Origin of the sequence: Thioclava marina (assembly GCF_002020135.1) — a bacterium.
Classification (GTDB): domain Bacteria; phylum Pseudomonadota; class Alphaproteobacteria; order Rhodobacterales; family Rhodobacteraceae; genus Thioclava; species Thioclava marina.
Map to the genome: position 1 here is coordinate 513,962 of NZ_MPZS01000003.1, position 16,378 is coordinate 530,339.

Below are 16,378 nucleotides of genomic sequence, written 5' to 3' on the forward strand. Positions count from 1 at the left end.
ATGACCCCAGACCCCTGCATCATCTGCGTTGCGATCACCGGTTCCGTGCCGAAGAAAGCCGACAACCCGGCCGTGCCGATCACGATCGCCGAGCAGATCGAGTCGACCCATGCCGCTTTCGAGGCGGGCGCGACGATCGCCCATTGCCATGTGCGCGGCGAGGATGGCGCGCCCAGTTCCGACCCCGACCGTTTCGAGCGGCTGATGGAAGGGCTGCGCAACCATTGCCCCGGCATGATCGTGCAGCTCTCGACCGGCGGGCGCTCGGGCGCGGGCAAGACGCGCGGCGGGATGCTGCCCTTGCGTCCCGACATGGCCTCGCTGTCGGTCGGTTCGAACAATTTCCCGACACGCGTCTATGAGAACCCGCCGGATCTCGTCGACTGGCTGGCAGCGGAGATGAAGACCTACAACGTGCGTCCCGAGATCGAGTGCTTCGATCTCAGCCATATCTTCCAGGCGGCCAGGATGGTGCGTGACGGGCGGCTGCCCGCCAATGTCCATGTGCAATTCGTGATGGGCGTGAAGAACGCGATGCCGGTGGATCGCGCGGCCTTCGATTTCATGCGCGAGACCCGTGCGCGGCTCTTGCCCGAGGCGACGTGGTGTGCCGCCGGGATCGGACCGGGGCAGATCACGATCAACGAATGGTGCGTCGAGACGGGCGGGCATTGCCGCACCGGACTCGAGGACAATATCCGGCTTGATCGCGACACGCTCGCCCCCTCGAACGCGGCGCTGGTGAAGCGCGTGGTCGATCTGTGCGACAGGGCGGGCCGTCCCGTCGCGACTTGGCAGCAGGCGCGAGAGTGCCTTGCATTGCCGCTGCGGGAGGTCGCATGAGCCTTTCGCCCCTCGACAGCCCGCTCTGGTCCGGCCTCTATGGCGACCCGGAGCTGAGCGCGATGCTCGGAGACGCAGCCCTTCTTGCCGCGATGGTGCGGGTCGAGGTTGCGCTGGCAGAAGCCTGCGCGGCCGAAAAGATCGTGCCCGAAGCGGCGGCGCGTGAGATTGCCGAACGTTTCGCCGACTATCGCCCCGATCCGGCCGTACTGGCCGAGGGGGCCGCGCGTGACGGCGTGCCCGTGCCCGCCTTGCTGTCCGAGATGAAGGCGCAGCTGTCCGAGGAAGCGCGCGATGCGCTGCATTGGGGGGCGACTTCGCAAGATATCGTCGACAGCGCGACGGCGCTGGTGGTGGGCGAGGCACTCGACCGGATTTCGGTGCGGCTGCGCGACCTGATTGCTGTCACCGGCAACCTGGCCGAGCGCGAGGCCGAGACCGTGATGGCCGGGCGCACCCGCAGCCAGATCGGGCTGCCGGTCAGTTTCGGGGCACTGGTGGCGAACTGGGGCCAGCCGTTGATCGATGCGCAGTCCCGCCTCGCTACGGCCCGCGCCGCATGCTGTCGCGTGGCGTTGCATGGCGCGGTGGGCACCGATGCGGCCCTGGGCGAGAAGGCGGCGCCGGTGCGTGAGTGGATGGGGCCTGCGCTCGGGCTTCGGGCCGAGGAACAACCCGCTCATACGCGCCGTGACAGCTGGGCCGAAATCGGCGGGCAGGGGGCGCTCCTCGCGGCGTCGCTGGGCAGGATCGGTGCGGATGTGATCTGGCTCGCGCAGTCGGGCATCAAGGAAGTGGCGATCGCGGGCGGCGGTTCCTCGACCATGCCGCATAAATCGAACCCGGTTGCCGCCGAGGCGCTGGTGGCGCTGGCGCGTCACAGCGCGCAGCTGCAGGCGGGGCTGTTGGGCGCGGTGGTCCATGGCCAGTTCCGCGACGGGGCGGCCTGGGGGCTCGAATGGATGAGCCTGCGCCCGATCCTCGTGGCCTGCGGCGCAGCTCTGCGGCTGAGCGGCGAGATGCTGGGCGGCTTGCAAGCCGATGCCGTCCGGATGCGCGCCAATCTCGAAGCCGAAGGGTTCGGCCCTTACGCCGAGCGCGCGATTTTCACGCTGGCGCAGGCGATCCCGCGCAGCGAGGCGAAGGCGGCCGTGCAGGCCGCGATGGCCACGCCCGATCCGCTGGCCGCGCTTTGCGCCAGCTATCCCGAACTCGACGCCGGACGCCTGACCGATCCGCTGGCCGCGGCGGCGCAGGCACCCGCGCAGGCCCGCGCCTTCGCGCGGCGCTGCAAGGACTTTTGCGGAGGAGACGCATGAAAACCCAAGTTGCCATCATCGGCGGCGGCCCGGCGGGGCTGCTTCTGTCCCAACTGCTCGACCTGCACGGGATCGACAGCGTCGTGCTCGAACGCCGCTCGCGCGACTATGTGCTCGCACGGATCCGGGCGGGTGTGCTCGAACAGGGCACGGTGGATCTGCTGCGCGCGGCCGAGGTGGGCGCGCGGATGGATCGCGAAGGCGAGATCCATGACGGGGTGGAGATCTCGTGGCATGACGAGCGGCTGCATGTTCCGATCAAGGATCTGACCGGGCGCGGCGTGATGGTCTATGGCCAGACCGAGGTGACCCATGACCTCTATGACGCGCGCGACGCGCGGGGCGGGGTCGTGCTGCACGACGCCGAGGTCACCGCGATCGAGGGGATCGAGGGCGATGGCGTCACGATCCATTTCACCCATGAAGGTGAGCAAAAAACGCTGCGCGCGGATTTCGTCTCGGGCTGCGACGGCTTCCACGGCCCCTCGCGCCAAGCAATCCCCGCGCCCCATCGGCGCGAATTCGAACGCGCCTATCCGTTCGGCTGGCTGGGTCTTCTGTCGAAGACGCCGCCCGCAGCACCCGAGCTTATCTATGCCGCCCATGACCGGGGCTTTGCGCTGTGTTCGATGCGCTCGCCCACGCTGAGCCGCTATTACGTGCAGGTCTCGCTCGAGGAAAAGCTCGAAGACTGGCCCGCCGAGCGGTTCTGGGACGAGCTGCGCACCCGCATCCCCGCAGATGTGGCCGAGGGGCTGGTGACGGGAGAGCCGCTCGAGATGTCGATCGCGCCGCTGCGCAGCTTCGTGTCCGAGCCGATGCGGCACGGGCGGCTGTTTCTTGCGGGCGACAGCGCGCATATCGTGCCGCCGACGGGCGCCAAGGGGCTCAATCTGGCGGCGTCCGATGTCTATTACCTGCACCGCGCCTTCGATCAGTTCTACAATCACGGCAATTCCGCAGGGATCGACGGATATTCCGGGACCGCACTCTCGCGGGTCTGGAAATGCGAGCGCTTCTCGTGGTGGATGACCTCGATGCTGCATGATTTCCCGCAGACCGGGGCCTTCGAGCGCCGGATGCAGCGCGCCGAGTTCGAATATCTCCAGCAATCGGAGACCGCGCGCAGGAGTTTTGCTGAAAACTACGTGGGCTTGCCTCACTGACAAGCGAAATCGCCCCCGCGCGAGGGGCATATAGGGAGGAAAACAAGAATGAAACATCTCAAACTGGCCGGGCTGACCGCTGCCGCCGTCCTTTGGGCGAGCGGCGCGATGGCGGAACAGATCACATTGAAACTGCATCACTTCCTCGGCGCGAAGGCTCCGGTGCAGACGCAGATGCTCGAGCCGTGGGCAAAGCATGTGGAGGAGCTTTCCAACGGCAAGGTCAAAATCGAGATCTATCCGGCGATGACGCTGGGTGGTCGCCCGCCCGAGCTGGTGCAGCAGGTGCGCGATGGCGTCGTCGATCTGGTCTGGACGCTCAATGGCTACACGCCGGGCTTGTTCCCGCGCACCGAGGTCTTCGAGCTGCCGACCGTGTTCGACAACGACCCCGCCGCGACCAACCTCGCGATGCGCGCGATGTTCGACGGCGACCTGAAGCAGGAATACGAGGATAAGGGCCTCGAGGTGATGTTCCTGCACGCGCATGCGGGCAACGGCATCCACACGGTCGATACGCCCGTGCATTCGCCCGCCGACGTCAAGGGCATGAAACTGCGCACGCCCTCGCGCACCGGTGCCTGGGTGATCGAGGCGCTCAACGCGCAGCCCGTCGCGATGCCGGTGCCCGAACTGCCGCAGGCGCTTTCCAAGAAGGTTGTCGACGGTGCGCTGATCCCGTGGGAAATCATCCCCGCGCTCAAGCTTCAGCAGCAGACCAAGTATCAGATCGAGGGTCAGGATCACTGGCGTCTGGGCACCTCGATCTTCCAGGTGTCGATGAACAAGGCGAAATGGGACAGCCTTCCCGACGATGTGAAGGACGCGTTCCGCAAAGCCTCCGACGAAGAGTGGCTCAAGCAAGTCGGCCAGATCTGGCGCACCAGCGACGACAACGGCATCAAGGCCGCCGAAGCCGATGGCAACGAGCTGATCACTCTGAGCGCCGATGAAACCCAGGCGTTCAAGGACGCGATGCAGCCTGTGGTCACCCGTTGGGAGGACGAGGTGAAGGGGCAGGGGATCGACGGTGCCGCCCTCGTGCAGAAGGCGCGTGAGCTGACCGCCGAAGAAGCCAAGACCCTCGCGGGTCAATAAGACGGAGCGGCGACGATCATGCATTCTCCCATCGAAACCTTCCTGCGCAAGACGATCTACTTCTGGGCCCTTGCCGGGGGTGGAATGCTGGGCGCGATCGTCGCCGTGAATGTCTGGACCGTGCTGGGCGGCTTCATCGGACTTCCCTTCGCGGGGGACTTTGAGCTGACCGAAATGGGGGTCGCCATCGCGGCCTTCATGTTTCTGCCCTACTGCCAGCTTGCAGACCAGAACGTCACCGCCGACATCTTCACCTCGAAGCTGAGCGCGGCGGTGCAGCGCCGGTTCTCTGCGATCGCTTCGGTTCTGGCGCTTGCGTTTGCGGCGCTGCTGCTATGGCGGATGTATCTGGGAATGCTCGATCAGAAATCCTATTCGCTCGCCACCACGATCCTGCAGATCCCGGTCTGGTGGGCCTATCTTCCTGCGCTGGCCTCGCTTGCGCTTCTCTTCATCGCGGCGGGGCTGAGCCTGCGCGACAACTGGACGGGGCGCGCCTGATGGACCCGATCACCCTGGGCCTTCTCGGCCTGCTCATCCTTGTTGCCCTGATCGTCGCACGGGTGCCGATTGCCTATGCGATGATCGTCGTGGGCGCCGGCGGCACCGCGATCATCAACGGCCCCGCCATCTTGCTCAGCCAGCTCAAGACGCTCGGCTACGGCCAGTTCTCGATCTATGACCTCTCGGTCGTGCCGATGTTCGTCCTGATGGGCGCGCTGGCGACCAAGACGGGCCTGTCGCGCGACATGTTCCGCGCCGCAAACGCCTGGTTCGGCTGGATGCGCGGCGGCACGGCAATGGCGGCGATCGCGGCTTGTGCGGGCTTTGGCGCGGTCTGCGGCTCCTCGCTCGCGACCGCCTCGACGATGGGCAAGGTCGCCCTGCCGGAGCTGGAGCGCTACAATTATTCGCCCGCGCTTGCGACAGGTTCGGTCGCGGCAGGCGGTGTGCTGGGCATCCTGATCCCGCCCTCGGTGATCCTTGTGATCTACGCGGTGATCGTCGAGGCCAATATCGTGACGATGTTCATGGCCGCGCTGATCCCCGGCCTGATCGCGGTCGTGCTGTTCCTCGTGACCATCGCGATCTATGTCCGCCTCGTACCCGGTGCAGGCCCCGCGCAAGGCGTGAGCGACCGGGCTGAATTCTGGTCGGCGACCCGTGGCGTCCTGCCGGTGCTTGCCATCTTCGGGGTGGTGATCGGCGGGATCTATGCCGGTCTCTACAACCCCACGCCCGCCGCGGCGATCGGCGTCTTTGCCGTTTTCGTCTATGGCCTTGCGCGCGGGTTGATGAGCCGCGAGGCGCTGCGCTCCTCGATCCTCGAGACGGCAGGCACGACGGGCATGATCTACCTGATCCTGCTGGGCGCCGAACTGCTCAAGATCTTCATGTCGCGCGCGGGAGTTCCGCAGGCTGCGGCGGATATGGCGGTGAATTCCGGTCTGCCGCCGATGGCCGTGATGGCGATCTTGTTGATCGCACTTATCGTGCTGGGCTGTCTGATGGACTCGATGTCGATGATCCTGCTGGTGCTGCCCTTCTTCTGGCCGGTTCTCGTCGAGATCAACGGCGGGCTCTACCAGATGGCCGATGGCTCGGGCTTCGGTCTTTCGACCGACGAGCTGAAGGTCTGGTTCGGCATCCTTGCCCTCGTGGTGGTGGAATTGGGGCTGATCACGCCCCCGGTCGGGATGAACGTCTTCGTCATCTCCGCGCTCGCGAAGAACGTGCCGATGGGCACGACCTTCCGCGGCGTATTCCCGTTCTTCTTGTCAGAGCTCGTCCGCGTGGCGCTATTGCTCGCATTCCCTGCTTTGACACTTTGGTTGCCCCGCTTGTTGGGGGGCGCCTGAGTCCCTCGACAAACACTCAGCCCCTCGGAGTTTTCATGGATCGGAGGGGCTGTGGGTGTCGGTTGCGCAAACCGGAAGACGAGAAAGACGCCCCAATCCGCCGCGCGCAGTGAGGAAGGTCGGTTGGCGTGTGTGCATTTGCTGCACCAAGCCGTTCTGGAGTGAGGACACCACCCGCCAACGCCTGTGTGGCGAGTGCAAAGCGCCTCCGAAGGTGCAGAGACGAACACCATAACCGTCGCGCGGAGTGGCAGCGACGGAGCGGTCTCGCCAACCGCCCGAGGCATAGCGGTTCAGTCCCTCGTTAAACGCAACAACCGCAGTCAGGGCGGGGTAACTCCTTTCCCCGTGACCTGTAAGCGCCTCGGGAACATGGCTTCCGGGGCGCTTTTACTTGCCGTCGCGCTTCTCAATCGCTTTGCGTGCATCTTCCGGGAGCGCCGCGTAGACCTCATCAACGTGCTTGGGTTCGGAGATCATCTTTTCCACGATCAGATTGAGTAGCCGGAAGAGGCTTTCAGCGGTCGCCCTATCGTCCTTGAGGTCGATCTGACCGGGGTGGACAGCGTTGTTCCCAACCACCCGCACCACATCGAGGGCCTTCTGAATGCGAGGGTCGAGGCCGCCTGCAACAAGGGCTTTGATGTCGTCGTTGATGTTCTTGCCCGGCTGACCGAGGTGCTTGCACAATTTCTGGATGCCGAGACGGTGAGAGCCGCCGCCCCTCTAGCCGACAGGTCAAGGATAGTGCTGGCCTCATCGTAGTCCCGGCGAATTTCCTCTGGCATGTCGGGGTTGGCAGGCGGTGCTTCCCCCCGCGTAGGGTAGACTAGACGGTCATAGATCCAGACGCTGATCTGGTCGCAATTGTAGCATCGCGAAATACTGACGTTGTTTAGGTCGAAGTCGACGTATTGGCTCTTCTTCCTTTTTTCTAGGTAGGGGAAGCCCTTACCCATCTTGTTCGCCCAGTCGGTCATCTCCTGCTTGAATTCGCGGTCCTCGATGTCGTCGAAGTTGAACTGCTTAGCCCCTTTTTCGCCTACCACCGTGGGCAAGGGGTAGTCTCGGCTCCTGGGCTCGCCGAAGGCCGCGTACCAGAATTGTGTACACAGGGCGCTACAGTGCGGGCAGTTGAAGGCGGTCTCGTTGACCGAGGGGGAAACGTATTTCATGCGCAAGCCACTGAATCGAAACGAGGGTTACTGAAATCTAGCACGTTGGATGTGGCAACGAAACCGAACGTCGACGTTTGCTTGCTAATTGGTTGCTAGGTAGGTCTGGAACTACAAAGACCGCCAGTGGCGGTCTCGGTAAGTAGCTGCTTTTATTTGAGATTTTGGCTCCGGCGGTAGGGATCGAACCTACGACCAATTGATTAACAGTATCGGGCGGGCGAGCTATACCCAGCTCTATGTTCCTATATGTAGCTATATTTATTAACGATTTCAGTTGCTTGGCTCGAACGATAAGCCCTAAGCAAATAGCTCGTAGCTATATCGCTCGTGCTTACGACTTGCTTATGAGGAGCCAAGACCATGCCCAAGCCGACCTCGAAACACCCGCCCGTGAAGCTCACCAAGGGCTACGTCGACCGCATCAAGCCCGGTCCCAAGGACGAGTTCCATTGGGACACCGACACCAAGGGGTTCGGCGTCCGCTGCACCCCCACAGGCAAGCTCACCTTCGTCGTCCAGGGGCGCCCGAACCCCGACAAGCCCGCTGCCCGCATCACCATTGGTCCCTATGGCGTGTTCACCGTGGACAATGCGCGCGTCACCGCCCGCGAATACCTGCTCGACATGGCCAAGGGTATCGACCCGCGCGCGGTGAAGAAGCAGGAGCAGGCAGAGGGGGTGACGCTGAAGGAGGTCTATGACAGCTACGTCAGCCGACCCGGCAAGCTCAAGGCGAGCACCCGCCAGTGGTATGGGTTCTACGTCACCAAGGTGTTCGCTGACTGGCAGCATCGCCCTGTGGTGGAGATCACCCGCGACATGGTGCGGGAGCGGCACGGCAAGATCATGGCCGAGGGCCTGCCGGGGAAGAAGCGTAAGGGCGGGGCACCGGCCAGCGCCAATAGCGCAATGACCGTGCTGCGCATCCTGCTCAACTACGCCGCCGACGAGCACGAGCTTGCCGATGGCACGCCGTTGATCCCCGTTAACCCGGTTCGCGCGATGAAGCGTCACTGGGCACCGGCAGGGGACCGCAGCGAGTGGTATATCCCCTTCGACCGGGTCGGGGCGGTCTGGAACATGCTGCATGAGGCGCGCGCCACGGCACGCAACCGGGATGCACGCGCCGGGGTCAACTACGTCATGTTCCTGATGCTGGTTGGCCGACGCCGTGGGGAAGCGCAGAGTCTCCGTTGGGACGAGGTTCACATCGACCGCGACGACCCGTCCGCGTCTTACTGGTTCCTCCGGGACCAGAAGTTCGGCAAGCCGGTGCGGTTGCCCCTGTCGTCTGCTGCGATTGCGGTGCTCGACGCTTGCGAGCGGGTCGAGGGGAATGACCATGTGTTCCCGAGCAGGGGTAAGAGCGGCCACATCCGCGATCCTCGCGCGACATTCGACAGGGTGGACAAGGCGGCCGGGCGAAAGGTCGGGGCACACGGGCTGCGGCGCACGCTGGTCAATGTCGCGCAGAGGGAGTTTGATATTGAGCGGTTTCGCATCAAGATGCTGGTCGGCCACCAGCCGGACGCGAGCGACGTGACCGCGCGCTATTACACCGACTTGTCCGACCTGACGTTCCTTCACCCGGTCATTGAGACCGTGGGTGAGTGGGTCGTGCAGAAAGGTCGGGTCGCGGCAGGCGAGAACGTGGTGTCGCTGCGGGCTTCGTGAGGGGTGAACCCGGCGCTGCAATTTGTTCCAAGCTTCAATTGAACCACTACTGATAGTGTCGTATAGGTGCTGATCTACATAGGAGAGTAGTTTGTCGTTCCTGCCGCGCGCGATTCGTCCAAAAGCCCCGCCGATCAAGACACAAGGCATCAAAACCAAAGTCGTACCATTGATTGCCCGCTCTATCGTGTGGGATGGTGAGGGACGGTGGATAGAGCCGTTCCTTGGGTCCGGCGTCGTGGCGCTGAACATCGGCCCGCAACGAGCCGTTCTTGCAGACACCAACGAGCACATGATCGACCTCTATCGCGGCATTCAAGATGGCGCGATCAACGGGCGCTCGATGCGGCAGTACCTCGAACGCGAAGGCTCCGAACTACTCGACAAAGGCGAGTCGCATTACTACGCAGTGCGCGAACGCTTCAACGAGCACGGCGATCCGTTCGACTTCGTGTTCCTGAGCCGCTCCTGTTTCAACGGCATGATGCGGTTCAACAAGAAGGGTGGGTTCAACGTGCCTTTCTGCCGAAAGCCCGAACGCTTCCGGCCTGCGCTCGTGACCAAGATCGTGAACCAAGTCGAGTGGGCGCGGGGAGCGATGGAAGGCAAGGACTGGGATTTTGTTGTGCAGGACTGGCGAGCAACGATTGCGTCGGCGAAACCCGGCGACATGATCTACTGCGATCCGCCTTACGTTGGCCGGCACACGGACTACTACAACGGCTTCACCGACGAGGAATCCGACGACCTTGCACGGGCGCTGATCGCGACCGATGCGTCCTTCGCTCTGTCGAACTGGCTCGAGAATAAGTACCGCCGCAACGAATATGTCGACCGCTGGTTCTCAAGCCACCCGCAGCGAACCATGTCGCACTTCTATCATGTCGGTCCGCAAGAGGCCTTGCGGAACGAGATGACCGAAGTGGTGATCCTATCAACGTGTGCGGCGGCTGAGCCTGTTGAGGAGACGCAGAAGGAGTCTTCGCTACCCCTGTTTGAAGCTGCGGAACTCACCGATGTTTGAAAAGTCGCTGCGGTCAGCTTTCGTGCGACCGTAGGCGCGCCAGTAGGCAAGGAACTCGTCCTCGGATTCGAACGGCCCATTGCCCGCGCGAAAATCTTCAATCGTGCCGTTGATGGAGCCGATGTTAGTGGTGTTACCGCTGCCCGCACGGTCGGACGAAATGCGCCATTTCTCCTGCACAAACACCTCGACATTGCCGAAGGGCAGCGGAATGTCGGTTAACTGGTCGACCGAGAACTTGTGCTCAGCTTGCGCTTTCTTCTCCGCGATCCGATTGTAAACGAACCCGATCACCCAGTGTTCCGCGTAGTGATCGAACGGGAAGACAATGTTCTTCTTCTCGTTTCCAGGCCGGATGAAACTGGTGTAGCCGCCGAGGGTATAGCTGAACTTGTCGTCGTCGTGAATGCGGTAGGTCGTCTTCACGTCGACGGCGATCTTGCCCATCGCGCCAATGCCTCTGTGGAAAGTGAAGTCCGGGTAGTGGTTCTGCACGGTCGGTTCGAGGCATTCATACCCAAGCGCTTTCGCCGTCGCATAGACTGCGGGGCGGCTGACCAACTCGAAGATGGTGCTCAGGACCTTGGTGTCTGCGCCGAGCGGATATACACATCCGGACTGATCCACGATGCCGCAAACGCCATAGCTGTCAGCCAGTTTGTCCAGCTCGTTCGTCAAAGTTTCCTGTAGTTCTGACACCTCAGCCTCCGAGATTCTATCTATTTTCTCAAGACTTATCGAAGGAAGCTGGTCGGGTCAAAATGAACCGAGCGCGGAAGCACTGTGATGGGCGCAATGGGAGGGGATTTATCCATGTGCAGAAAGAGCTTGCTCGACCTAGTCGCGGCAACGTATAGGTACGTATGCCCTCAGCTAAATGAGGGTCGTGCCGGAGACGGGGCACACTAAGAATACTGTCTCCGAGATCCGATGAAGCAAGGGTAGCCAGTCCCCCAGGGCATCGGACACTGCCAGATCGGCATTCGGCCTGATCTGGTGCTGGTGACCACAGCGCAAGCCAACACTTGTCGCCGGAGTCACCTGAATGACCCAAACGATTGATCTGAACGACCTGCTGACCAATGAGGACGCGGCGCGCCTCCTTGGCATCAAACCCACCACCCTCGAAATGTGGCGCTACCTCGGGAAAGGACCGCCCTTCCTGAAACTCGGTGACGTGCCGCAGTCGCCCGTCCGCTACCTGCGCTCGGCAGTCATGGCTTGGCTGGCTGAACGCTCCTACCGCAACACCAGCGAAGCGACCGCCGCGATGCGCGTTGCCCCGGTGAAGGTCGCGCCCGGTGCAATCCCCGGTCCTTGGACGAACGGGAAACGCAACGTCAACCAGTCGGGCGGTGCATCGGAATGAAATTGCTGTCGAACTTTGAAGTGACGGTTCGTCGGCAAGCCTGCCGTAAGCCCACTTCACGAAAACAGCCGGGCGCTGAGCACACCCGGCTGTCGATCGTCTACCCCTGCCAACAGCCTGATACGAGGAAGGACTGGTCGGCATGGACACGGTAACAGAACCGGCGATCGGTCCGCAAACGAACGCAACCTTCCCCACCTTCACCGCGATGCAGGCGGTCCGCCGCTGGCTGATCGCCGCGCCCGACAAGGTGCCGCATTATGCCAACGGGACGAAGCGGCATGGCACGCTGGACACGCCCGCCGACTGGCAGCAACTCGTGAGCTATAGCGAAGCGCGCTCGGCACGGGACGCGAGGGGCGAAGGCTGGATGCTCGGTTTCGCCCTCGGTCCTGATGGCACAGGCGGACATTGGCAGGGTATCGACCTCGACAGCGTGGATCAGAACCGCCTCGCGGGTTTGGCGAACGATGCCCCCGGATACGTCGAGGTCAGCCCGAGCGGTCAGGGCGCGCACGCCATCGGCTACGGTCGGTCCTTCACTACGTTGGGGTCCAACGGCAGCGGGATCGAGGCATACGCGGCGGGGCGCTACTTCACCGTCACCGAGCACCCCATCAGGGATAGCGGCACGGTCTGTCTGGCCAGCTATGTTGAGCAGGCGCTTGCGCCTCGGCATGGTGCCGCGCGTGCACAGAGCGCCGGGAACGTGGAGACGGTGCCTGTCGATGCCAAAACGGTGACGGAACTGCGCTCCGCGCTCATGCACATGCCCGCCGACGAGTATCACCTCTGGGTGCGGGTCGGCATCGCACTGCGCGAGCTTGGCGCGACCGGGCGCGGACTGTGGCTTGAGTGGTCCGCCACCTCGGAGAAGTTCGACCCGAAGCAGGCCGCCCGCAAGTGGGAGACCTTCAACCCGACTGGCACAGGCTATCAGGCCGTGTTCGCTGAGGCGCAGCGGCAGGGGTGGGTGAACCCGGCAAGCGGTGCCGCCCAGCTTGGCGCACCGGCCGCAGCCCCGTCACCCGTTGAGAGTGCCACTGACCTTCTGACGCGGCTGAGCGTGGACTGGACCGACGACGAGGACGACGAGGTGCCCGACATTGTGGACGGACTGGTGGCTGACGAGGACGTGACGCTGCTTGGCGGGCACGGTGGCGTCGGCAAATCGTTCCTCGCCTTGCAGATGGCGTGCGCCGTGGCGCTTGGTGAGACCGTGCTTGGCTGCGATACGCGGCAGGCACGCGTCCTCTACTACTCAGCCGAAGACGGTCGCAAACGGCTGAAACGCCGCCTGCGGCGGGTCACGGAGACCTTCGACTACGACCCCGAGGGGTTGCAGGGCAACCTCCTCGTGCTCGATGCCAGTGAGCTTGAACCGCTCTACGGTGAGGAACTGAGGGACGTGGGCACGGCGGGCAGGGTGCTTATGATGAAGAACCTCGGGGACACAGGCACCTTCCGCAACCTGCAAGCGATGGTCGAGCGCTTCGACCCGCAGCTTGTGATTGTCGATGGTGCGTCCGACACCTTTGACGGGAACGAGATTGCCCGCCGCGAGGTGCGCGCGTTCATCAAGCTCCTGCGACAGGTGCACCCGACCCGGAAGATCGGAGTGCTGCTGATGGTCCACATCGACCGGGCCAGTGCGCGCGGCTACGGGTCCAACGACGATGGCTATGCAGGCAGCGCGCAATGGCACAACTCGTGCCGCCGCCGGATGTATCTGCAACAGAAGGTCGAGAAGGACGACGATGACGGGTCGATCATCAGCGAGAGCTTCTTGCTCCGGGTGATGAAGAACACCGATGGCAAGCCTGTGCCAGACCGCGAGTTGGCGCGCGACAACAACGGGCTGTGGCAGGCAGGGGTGCACATTGGAGGCGACCTGGCGGGTGAGCAGCAACAAGACGTGCGCGAGGTGATCGCCACGCTGATCCGCGAATACTATGAACGGGAGGAGTTCATCAGCGCGTCTTTGGCGGCGAACGCACCAACCGGCGCGCACGCCAGCCTTAGCGGTGACCCTCGGTGGCCGCGCAAACTGCGGAGGGCGAAGCAGACGAATGAGGTGCTGCGCGACATGGTGCGCGACGGCATCCTTGCCAAGGAACCCTACAAGCGACCGAACCGGACCACCGGCGAGCGGTGGATGGTGCAGCGCGACCCGAGCAAGCCCTTTGAACGGAACGCACACGGTGCACACAGTGGCACACGGTAAGCTTTGTGCCAGCGCGTGCACACTGTGCCGCGCCCCGGCACACAGTGTGCGGGGGTATATAGGGGGGACACTGTGCAGTGCCGCTTGGTGCCACCCTCTACGCGCGCGCGTGGTGCCCCACTCCGCCGGGTCGGAACGTAACGGCACGCCTCGCTCCTGTGCCCGCAACTTGCCCGCCTCAGCAGGCGATGGCGTGGACCCATTGACCATGAGTTAGTTGTTCCGACCCATGTGGATCAGACATAACACATTGATATGAAATGCAAATTCGCTTGTAGAGACCGAAGAGGGCGCCGTAGCGTAAGCCTACGACAAGCCCCTACTGAGACAAACGAGGATCAAATGTCCACCGAGATCAACACGTCGATCACCGCCGACCTTCACCCCGACACCTTCCGTTCGCAGGTCGGCGTGGATGATGACACCGCACCCTTCATCGCCCCGGCGGTCGAGGCGTTCGAGAGCGCCTATTCCTACCTCGGCAGCATCTACGCCGTGCGCGAAGCCGCGTTCAGCGACCCGACGCTGACCCCCGAAGCTGCGCTGCTCCGCACCGACGACCACGCCAACGCCAAGCTGGCCGCTGTCACGCAGAAGTTCGACAGCACCATTGCGCAGTTCACCCGCAGCATCAAATCGCTGGAAAGTGACCTGAGCGCCAGCGTGAAGGAGCAGGCGGGCAAGATGGTGAGCGGCGAGGTGCGCGCCCTGATGCAGAAGTCCCCTGACCGCGTTGCGCTGCTTGAAAAGGCGCTGGCCGAGAAGGACGAGGAAGTGCTGTCCGCCGTGCTGGGCGCGCCGCCCATGCTCAGCGGCTTGAGCAAGGAACTGCACGCCACCTTCCTCCGCGCCTACAACGAGCAGCGCAAGCCCGAGACGACCAAGCGCCTCAACGCGCTGACCGCTGCCCTCACGCAGCTTGAGAACAAGGGCGGGCTGGTGCTGCGTGAGATGGAGAAGGCAGTCGGGACGGTCCCGGTCCTCAAGCAGGACAAGGCGGGTGTGACGCGCATCGTCGGGAAGGTCACGCCCCGCGAGGTGCGCGAGAAGCGCAACGCCTCTGCCAAGGTCTACCGGCAGCACGCCTGATCTGCCCAGTTGATAACAGGTTGCCATGACTGACGAAAACCAGACCGAACCACATGAGCCGACCCACGGCCCGGATGGACGCTTCCTTCCGGGTCGGAGCGGCAACCCTCGCGGTCGCCCACCGGGACCGTCGAAGCAGCAAGCGCTTCTGAACAAGATGCTGGACGAGGCGAATGGCATCCTCGACGCCGTTATCGCCAAGGCACACGAGGGCGACCCGAGCGCCGCCGCGCTGGTGCTGTCGCGCATCGTGCCATCGCTCCGCAGCCAGATGAAGACCGTCCAGTTCGACCTCGACCCCTCGCTGCCGCTGGCCGCCCAGGTCGAGCAAGTGTTGCTCGCTATCAGCACCGGGCAGCTCGCGCCCGATGTGGGTAAGCAGCTCATCGAGGCAATCAGCGCGCTGGGCAACATCCGTGCGCTGGAAGACCTCGAAAGCAGGTTGGCAATTCTGGAAGCCAAGGAGATTCGATGATGGAAAGCTGTGCGACGATGTTTCAGGGACGGGTGGCGACCCTCGCACCGGGGCATGGCGACCTGTTCGTGCTCACTCTTCTGGGCGACCGGGTGCTGGCCTATGAACCGATCACCGTCTACGACCGCGCAGTGCGGCGCGCCAACGAACTGGCGAAGGTCCGCAGCGAGCGACCGTTCACGGTCAAGGTGCTCGCCCTCAGCGGCAGGGAAGCGCGCAAGCTGCTCGGCATCAGCGGTGGCATCAGCAGCCTCGCCCCGCACGAGTACGCCGAGCTTCGCGAGCAAATCCGCGCCAACTGCATTGCGGCGCTTGAGACGTGCCGCGACCCACACGTCATGGCGGATGCCTATGACGTTCTGCGCTGGCTTGGAGCGGTGCAATGAGGCGCGAACCGAACGAACTCCCCTTTACGGGTCGCTCATGGGATGCCCCCGCGCAGCGACGGGCACAGGTGCCAGAGGAAGACCGGCGCGTCACCTACCACATGGGGCGGGCATATCTGAACGAATCCAGCATCCGCGACCCTGACCATTCCGTGCAGCCCGCCGACATGCGCGCGCTGCGGGAACTGCACGCGGGCGCGGGGCGGGATCGGCAAGCCCACAAAGACGCCAACCTTGCTGCCGCGCTGTGCCTCGGTGCCGCGCTCAAGGTGTTCAAGGGCGAGGCGGACGATGAGTAGCGCACGGTCACTACTGACCCGTGTCGCTCGGCTTGAAGCAGCACGCGCACCCAAGCTCTCGCGCATCGCCAAGGCCTACGGCAGCTTCGACGCCTTCGCTGAGCAGGTGCGCCGGGACATGGAGGCCGGGGTGCTGGACCGCGACTTTCCGCTTCCGCACCTCGAACGGTGGGAGCGCGAGAAGCTGTGCTGACGGACGAACCTGCATGGCTGGTGGCATGGCGCGAGGGGCGCACCGCGCCCGCAGCCCCGGCACAGCGCGGCGCACAGCCGCTGGCCGGGGTGGCTCAAGGGGGTAGCCGCGCGAAACCCCAAGCCCGCGCTGCAAACGGCGCAAATCGGGGGTCGTCGGGTTTCGCTGAACCGGGGTTCGAG

General features: G+C 63.7%; 17 protein-coding genes. 15 read left to right on the forward strand and 2 right to left on the reverse strand.

Translation table 11 applies throughout. The features are described 5' to 3' along the window. From BMG00_RS16635 to BMG00_RS16660, 6 genes are read left to right on the forward strand one after another with little or no spacing between them, the layout of a single operon-like run. Entirely contained in the window at window positions 1-843 is an 843-nt protein-coding gene (locus tag BMG00_RS16635) for a 3-oxoadipate:acetyl-CoA acetyltransferase (protein ID WP_078575153.1), read from the forward strand. Next, window positions 840-2,162 (forward strand): lyase family protein, encoded by a 1,323-nt coding sequence (locus tag BMG00_RS16640; RefSeq protein WP_078575154.1) that lies wholly within the window; start codon window positions 840-842, stop codon window positions 2,160-2,162. Before BMG00_RS16635 ends, BMG00_RS16640 begins: the two co-directional genes overlap by 4 nt. Further along, window positions 2,159-3,328 carry a 4-hydroxybenzoate 3-monooxygenase gene (pobA, locus tag BMG00_RS16645; protein WP_078575155.1) on the forward strand — a complete coding sequence of 390 codons (1,170 nt, stop codon included), beginning with the start codon at window positions 2,159-2,161 and terminating at the stop codon, window positions 3,326-3,328. The genes BMG00_RS16640 and pobA overlap by 4 nt, the downstream gene beginning before the upstream one ends. Before the next feature lie 48 nt (window positions 3,329-3,376). Next, window positions 3,377-4,426: a TRAP transporter substrate-binding protein gene (locus BMG00_RS16650; protein WP_078575157.1), complete on the forward strand. Its 1,050-nt coding sequence runs from the start codon at window positions 3,377-3,379 to the stop codon at window positions 4,424-4,426. A gap of 18 nt (window positions 4,427-4,444) precedes the next feature. After that, window positions 4,445-4,927 (forward strand): TRAP transporter small permease, encoded by a 483-nt coding sequence (locus BMG00_RS16655; protein WP_078575158.1) that lies wholly within the window; start codon window positions 4,445-4,447, stop codon window positions 4,925-4,927. Further along, on the forward strand, window positions 4,927-6,285 hold the full coding sequence (locus tag BMG00_RS16660) for a TRAP transporter large permease (protein ID WP_078530347.1): 1,359 nt from the start codon (window positions 4,927-4,929) through the stop codon (window positions 6,283-6,285). Before BMG00_RS16655 ends, BMG00_RS16660 begins: the two co-directional genes overlap by 1 nt. A 390-nt stretch (window positions 6,286-6,675) precedes the next feature. Here the strand turns inward: BMG00_RS16660 and BMG00_RS17760 are convergent, their stop codons facing one another. Beyond that, the gene (locus tag BMG00_RS17760) at window positions 6,676-6,984 is read right to left on the reverse strand and encodes a DUF4145 domain-containing protein (protein ID WP_281251078.1); all 309 of its coding nucleotides are present in this window, start codon (window positions 6,982-6,984) and stop codon (window positions 6,676-6,678) included. A gap of 839 nt (window positions 6,985-7,823) precedes the next feature. On the opposite strand from BMG00_RS17760, the gene BMG00_RS16670 reads away from it, so the two are divergent. Together BMG00_RS16670 and BMG00_RS16675 are read left to right on the forward strand one after the other, a co-directional pair. After that, window positions 7,824-9,137: a tyrosine-type recombinase/integrase gene (locus tag BMG00_RS16670; protein WP_078575159.1), complete on the forward strand. Its 1,314-nt coding sequence runs from the start codon at window positions 7,824-7,826 to the stop codon at window positions 9,135-9,137. Between the two features lie 91 nt (window positions 9,138-9,228). Then, a complete protein-coding gene (locus tag BMG00_RS16675; RefSeq protein ID WP_245795072.1) occupies window positions 9,229-10,161 on the forward strand; it encodes a DNA adenine methylase in 933 nt (310 codons plus the stop codon). Here BMG00_RS16675 and BMG00_RS16680 read toward each other — a convergent pair. Continuing rightward, window positions 10,123-10,860, reverse strand: a complete 738-nt coding sequence (locus BMG00_RS16680; RefSeq protein WP_078575161.1) for a type II restriction endonuclease — start codon at window positions 10,858-10,860, stop codon at window positions 10,123-10,125. The two genes, BMG00_RS16675 and BMG00_RS16680, sit on opposite strands and share 39 nt — an antisense overlap. A gap of 346 nt (window positions 10,861-11,206) precedes the next feature. Here BMG00_RS16680 and BMG00_RS16685 point away from each other — a divergent pair, with 346 nt between their 5' ends. From BMG00_RS16685 to BMG00_RS16715, 7 genes are all read left to right on the forward strand, one after another. Beyond that, complete coding sequence (locus tag BMG00_RS16685) at window positions 11,207-11,530, forward strand: helix-turn-helix transcriptional regulator (protein WP_078575162.1); 324 nt, start codon at window positions 11,207-11,209, stop codon at window positions 11,528-11,530. Between the two features lie 142 nt (window positions 11,531-11,672). Further along, window positions 11,673-13,754 carry an AAA family ATPase gene (locus tag BMG00_RS16690; RefSeq protein ID WP_078575164.1) on the forward strand — a complete coding sequence of 694 codons (2,082 nt, stop codon included), beginning with the start codon at window positions 11,673-11,675 and terminating at the stop codon, window positions 13,752-13,754. A gap of 342 nt (window positions 13,755-14,096) precedes the next feature. Further along, window positions 14,097-14,843, forward strand: a complete 747-nt coding sequence (locus BMG00_RS16695; RefSeq protein WP_078575166.1) for a hypothetical protein — start codon at window positions 14,097-14,099, stop codon at window positions 14,841-14,843. A gap of 25 nt (window positions 14,844-14,868) precedes the next feature. Continuing rightward, window positions 14,869-15,318 carry a DUF5681 domain-containing protein gene (locus BMG00_RS16700; protein ID WP_211274154.1) on the forward strand — a complete coding sequence of 150 codons (450 nt, stop codon included), beginning with the start codon at window positions 14,869-14,871 and terminating at the stop codon, window positions 15,316-15,318. Next, complete coding sequence (locus BMG00_RS16705) at window positions 15,315-15,704, forward strand: hypothetical protein (protein ID WP_146642680.1); 390 nt, start codon at window positions 15,315-15,317, stop codon at window positions 15,702-15,704. The genes BMG00_RS16700 and BMG00_RS16705 overlap by 4 nt, the downstream gene beginning before the upstream one ends. After that, complete coding sequence (locus tag BMG00_RS16710) at window positions 15,701-16,003, forward strand: hypothetical protein (RefSeq protein ID WP_146642682.1); 303 nt, start codon at window positions 15,701-15,703, stop codon at window positions 16,001-16,003. The genes BMG00_RS16705 and BMG00_RS16710 overlap by 4 nt, the downstream gene beginning before the upstream one ends. Then, window positions 15,996-16,196 carry a hypothetical protein gene (locus tag BMG00_RS16715; RefSeq protein WP_078575171.1) on the forward strand — a complete coding sequence of 67 codons (201 nt, stop codon included), beginning with the start codon at window positions 15,996-15,998 and terminating at the stop codon, window positions 16,194-16,196. Before BMG00_RS16710 ends, BMG00_RS16715 begins: the two co-directional genes overlap by 8 nt. The last annotated feature ends 182 nt before the right edge of the window (window positions 16,197-16,378 follow it).